This window comes from Planktotalea sp., assembly GCF_049680325.1.
In the GTDB taxonomy this organism is placed as follows: domain Bacteria; phylum Pseudomonadota; class Alphaproteobacteria; order Rhodobacterales; family Rhodobacteraceae; genus Planktotalea.
The window spans coordinates 1-4239 of record NZ_JBAUHO010000074.1 but is presented as its reverse complement, the minus strand read 5'-3'; the positions used below and the strand labels follow the sequence as shown (position 1 = coordinate 4239).

At 55.6% G+C, this 4239-nt stretch carries 4 protein-coding genes; 1 reads left to right on the top strand and 3 read right to left on the bottom strand.

Features of this window, described 5'->3' with window-relative positions; genetic code table 11:
* Window positions 1-93: 93 nt before the first annotated feature.
* Window positions 94-1146, bottom strand: coding sequence for an agmatine deiminase family protein (locus WBC85_RS03060; protein ID WP_424433204.1), 1053 nt, complete (start codon window positions 1144-1146; stop codon window positions 94-96).
* Window positions 1147-1218: 72 nt separating this feature from the next.
* Between WBC85_RS03060 and WBC85_RS03055 the strand changes: the two genes are divergently transcribed.
* Window positions 1219-1944: a sterol desaturase family protein gene (locus WBC85_RS03055; RefSeq protein WP_424433203.1), complete on the top strand. Its 726-nt coding sequence runs from the start codon at window positions 1219-1221 to the stop codon at window positions 1942-1944.
* Window positions 1945-2001: 57 nt separating this feature from the next.
* Here the strand turns inward: WBC85_RS03055 and WBC85_RS03050 are convergent, their stop codons facing one another.
* Together WBC85_RS03050 and WBC85_RS03045 are read right to left on the bottom strand one after the other, a co-directional pair.
* A complete protein-coding gene (locus WBC85_RS03050; protein ID WP_424433202.1) occupies window positions 2002-3492 on the bottom strand; it encodes a replicative DNA helicase in 1491 nt (496 codons plus the stop codon).
* Window positions 3493-3686: 194 nt separating this feature from the next.
* A partial coding sequence (locus WBC85_RS03045) for an orotate phosphoribosyltransferase (RefSeq protein ID WP_424433201.1) occupies window positions 3687-4239 on the bottom strand: 553 nt, incomplete at its 5' end.

Sequence of the window (4239 nt, the reverse complement as noted above, 5' to 3'; positions counted from 1 at the left end):
GCTTTACTCCGATGAGCGCAAGCACCGCGACAAGCGCAGTAACAAGCGCTGCGCCGGCCTCGATGTTTTCCGCATTGCGATTGAACCAGCCCATCAGGCGCTCGGCAATTGCTGGGTGGCGCAATGGATGCCGCCGCCGACTTCGCCAAGTGCATCGACATTCAGTGTGATGATTTCACGGCCCGGGTAGTGGCGTGCCAAGGCTTTGCGCGCAAGTTTGTCGGTCTCGCGATCCCCGAATTCAGCCGCGATCACCGCGCCGTTGCAGGCATAGTAGTTGGCATAAGAGGCAACAAATTCGATACCTTTCACACGGCGATATTCAGGCTCGGGGATAACATCCAATCGAACGCCTGCCTTTTCAAGACTGTCGTGGGTTTCATAGGCGGCGGCATGAAACGGGTCTTCCCAATCGGGATTGTCCGGCAGGTTGATGAGCGCACTGTTAGCGCCAGTAAAACGCGCGAGGCTGTCGATGTGATAGTCGGTTATGTCTTCGCCATAAACGCCCTTCGACCAGATCATCCGCTCGGCGCCATAAGCCTTGAGCAAACGTTGCTCGACCTCGGCGCGGCTTTGGCCGGGATTGCGGTTCTTGTTCACCCATGAGCTTTCATGCGCCATCAGTAATCCGTGACCGTCATGTTCAACGCCGCCAGCTTCGCCCTTTAGACCGCTGGACATCAGATCAAAGCCAAGATGATCGGCGATTTTCGCTGCGACCTGACTATCGCGCGTGTGCACCTGCTTTTTGCCCCAACCATTGAACTGGATGTGGCTGACAACGCGTTTGCTGCCTTGATGGGCGATAAGCGGTCCTGCATCGCGGGCCCAGAGGTCTTCCGTGGGGATATCCCAGAGCTCGACCTTGCCGCTTAACATCTGTTTCGCACGGGCTTGATCGCTTGGTGCCGCGAGCATGACGAGCGGTTCAAATTCGACAATAGAGTTGGCAATATCCGCGATGGTTTGTTGCAGAATGTCCAGAAATTCACCATCAGGATGAACCGTGCGATTGACTGGCCACATCATGAAGGTCGCTTCATGGGGGCCTTCTTCGGGGCGCACATGTAGGGGAGGTGTTGCCATGGCAGGACCTGCTAGGGAAAGCGCCGCGCTGGCGGCTAGAAATTCACGTCTTTTCACGTAACCTGCTCCTCATTACACTTTAGCCAAAGCCTATTGACGCATAACGGGTGAAGCAAGGGAGAGAAGCGCGTGGTTCGGATCAAAATTCTGATGCAGCATCCAAGTGTTGTGCTGATGGCGGCGGTCTTTGCGTTGGCAAGTGTTGTGCTTGTCAGTGTGGGCCCTGAGTGGGCTTGGGCTTTTGTACCGTTGGGCGTGTTGGCGCAGTATTTGAACGAATATAACCTGCACCGCTATGTTTTTCATCTGGCCCCGCCCAGGCGCCAGTGGGCCTTTGATCTGCTTTACCGTGCGCACTACGGGCATCACGATTTTCCGAGCAATCACAAGTTATTCTTCGTGCCTGTCTGGGTGGCTTTGCCCATGCTCGGGTTTAATTTCTTGGCGCTCTGGGGGGCGCTGGCGCTGTTCGCGGTCGGGCAGGCCTTCTGGATTGCGCTGGCGATTGTGCCCGTTGGCGGCGTTGCGACCTTCCTCGGGTATGAGTGGTTTCACATGTCGGCGCATTTGAACCTGCCAAAGGGAGCGCTGGCGCGTTATGTCACCAAGCTGCACAACCAGCACCATTTCCGCGATTTTTCCAAATGGTTCCACGTCTCGCCCGGGGGCGAGATCATTGATCGCGCAATGGGAACAGCGATTTCGCGGGATGCATTGAAAGGGCAGCAGCGGATGGAGTTTATCCGCACGCTTGGCATGCGCCCGAATGATGCAAGGCTGGTGGCTTCGCGGCGCAAGTTTGCTGATAAATACGGATTAAGCATGGTTGAAATCGAACAGGCCGCGCGCGGGTAAACGCTTTCTTTCAAAGAAAGCGAGGCGAAATCCTGTGAGGATTTCGCGCCCGTTCGATTAGAAGCTCGCGTCGTCGCTGCCAACCTGCCAAGACTTCGCAAGGTTGCCAAAGCGCGTGAACTGCGCCTCGAAACTTAGCTCGACCGTGCCAATCGGGCCGTGACGCTGCTTGCCGATGATGACTTCGGCCTTGCCATGCAGGCGCGCCATATCATCCTGCCACGCGGCCATGGCTTCGAGGTTGTCGTCATCGGGCTTTTCACGTTCTTTGTAATACTCGCCGCGATAGACGAACATAACCACGTCCGCATCCTGCTCGATCGAACCTGATTCACGCAGGTCTGACAACTGAGGACGCTTGTCTTCGCGGTTTTCCACCTGACGTGAAAGCTGGGAGAGCGCGATCACGGGGATCTGCAATTCCTTGGCAATGGCTTTGAGGCCCATGGAAATTTCGCCAATCTCCTGAACGCGGTTTTCGGATGTTCCGCGCACCAGCTGTAGATAGTCGATGATAAGCACATCAAGCCCATGGGTGCGCTTGAGACGACGCGCACGCGCAGCCAATTGGGCAATCGGGATCGCAGCCGTGTCATCAATGTAAAGCGGGCAGGCCTCAAGCTCTTTGGCAGCTTCAACGAAGCGGCGGAATTCGAATTCCTCCATATCACCTTGGCGGATCTTATGGGATGAAATCTCGGACGCTTCGGACAGGATACGACCCGCCAGTTGCTCTGCGCTCATTTCCAGCGAGAAGAAGCCGACAACACCGCCATCAACCGCACCCTCACTGCCATCCGCCAGTTTCCCATGGCGGTAGGCTTTGGCGATATTGAACGCGATGTTGGTGGCAAGCGAGGTTTTCCCCATGGACGGGCGACCCGCGAGGATCAAAAGATCGGACTTGTGCAAACCGCCAAGCATCTTGTCCATATCGGCAAGACCTGTGGAAATACCAGCCATGCCGCCGCCGCGCTCATAGGCGGCATTGGCGACATTCACCGCATCGGTGATCGCCCGCAGAAAGGATTGAAATCCGCTGTCCGAGCTGCCCTTTTCGGCCAGCTTGTATAGCTCTTGCTCTGCTTCGACGATTTGCTCGGCCGGCTCTGAGGCGACATCAACCCGTGCGGCTTTGGCTACGATGTCGCGGCCCAAACCCATCAATTCGCGGCGGATCGCCAGATCATAGATGATCTGCGCGTAATCGCGCGCCGCAAAAGCGGAAATTGCAGCGCCGGCCAGACGCGCAAGGTAGGCGGGGCCGCCCAGTTCTTTGAGGCCTTCATCATCTTCCAGAAACGCCTTGAGCGTCACAGGGGAGGCAAGGTTGTTCTTGGAAATACGCGCTGCTGCGACCTCGTAGATACGTTGGTGCACGGGGTCATAGAAATGGCGCGGCTGAATGATCGAAGCGACGCGGTCGTAAATGTCGTTGTTGGTCAGGATCGCGCCCAGGAGCTGTTGCTCTGCCTCAATCGAGTTGGGCATGGTTTCGGCAGCAGCAATATCTACCTGTGTCTGATTGATCGAGGCTATTTCGTTCATGACTCACCTTCACTATCCCGACCTGTTCCTTACAAAAAAGACAGCGGAAAGTGCAAATTGTATGTTTCTGTGGATAACCTAATTCTACGCGAAAATCCACAAGATGTTGGGGTTGAGCGGTTTCATGCCCCCAGATAGCGTAAAAGAAAAAGGGCGCGACAAAGCGCGCCCATATTTGTGTTTTGCGAGCGTGTTTAGGCCTTTTTATTGGCTTCCTGCCACGCGCGCGGATCATTGAGGAACGCTTCGACCGCCTCCAAAGTAGCCGTATCAAACACATTTTGCGCTTTGGCTTCGGCCAGAACATCCCACCAAGTGCACAGATGATGCAATGTCACGCCGTGATCGCCGAGGGTTTTTTCGGTTTCGGGAAAAATGTCGTAATAGAAGATTACTGCCGTATGGGCGCAGGTTGCGCCGGTTTCACGAATCGCATCGACGAAGCTGAGTTTCGAGCCACCATCTGTCGTCAGATCTTCAACCAGAAGCACGCGCTGGCCCTCGTGCATATCCCCTTCAATACGCGCACCGCGTCCGTATCCTTTGGGCTTTTTGCGCACATAGGTCATCGGCAACGCCATCCGCTCTGCCACAAGCGCGGCAAAAGAAATACCAGCCGTTTCACCGCCAGCGATATTATCGAAGGCTTCGAACCCTGCGTTTCGCATAACTGTGACAGTCATGAAATCCATCAGGGTCGAGCGTATGCGCGGATAGGAGTTGGGTTTGCGGCAATCAATATAGGTC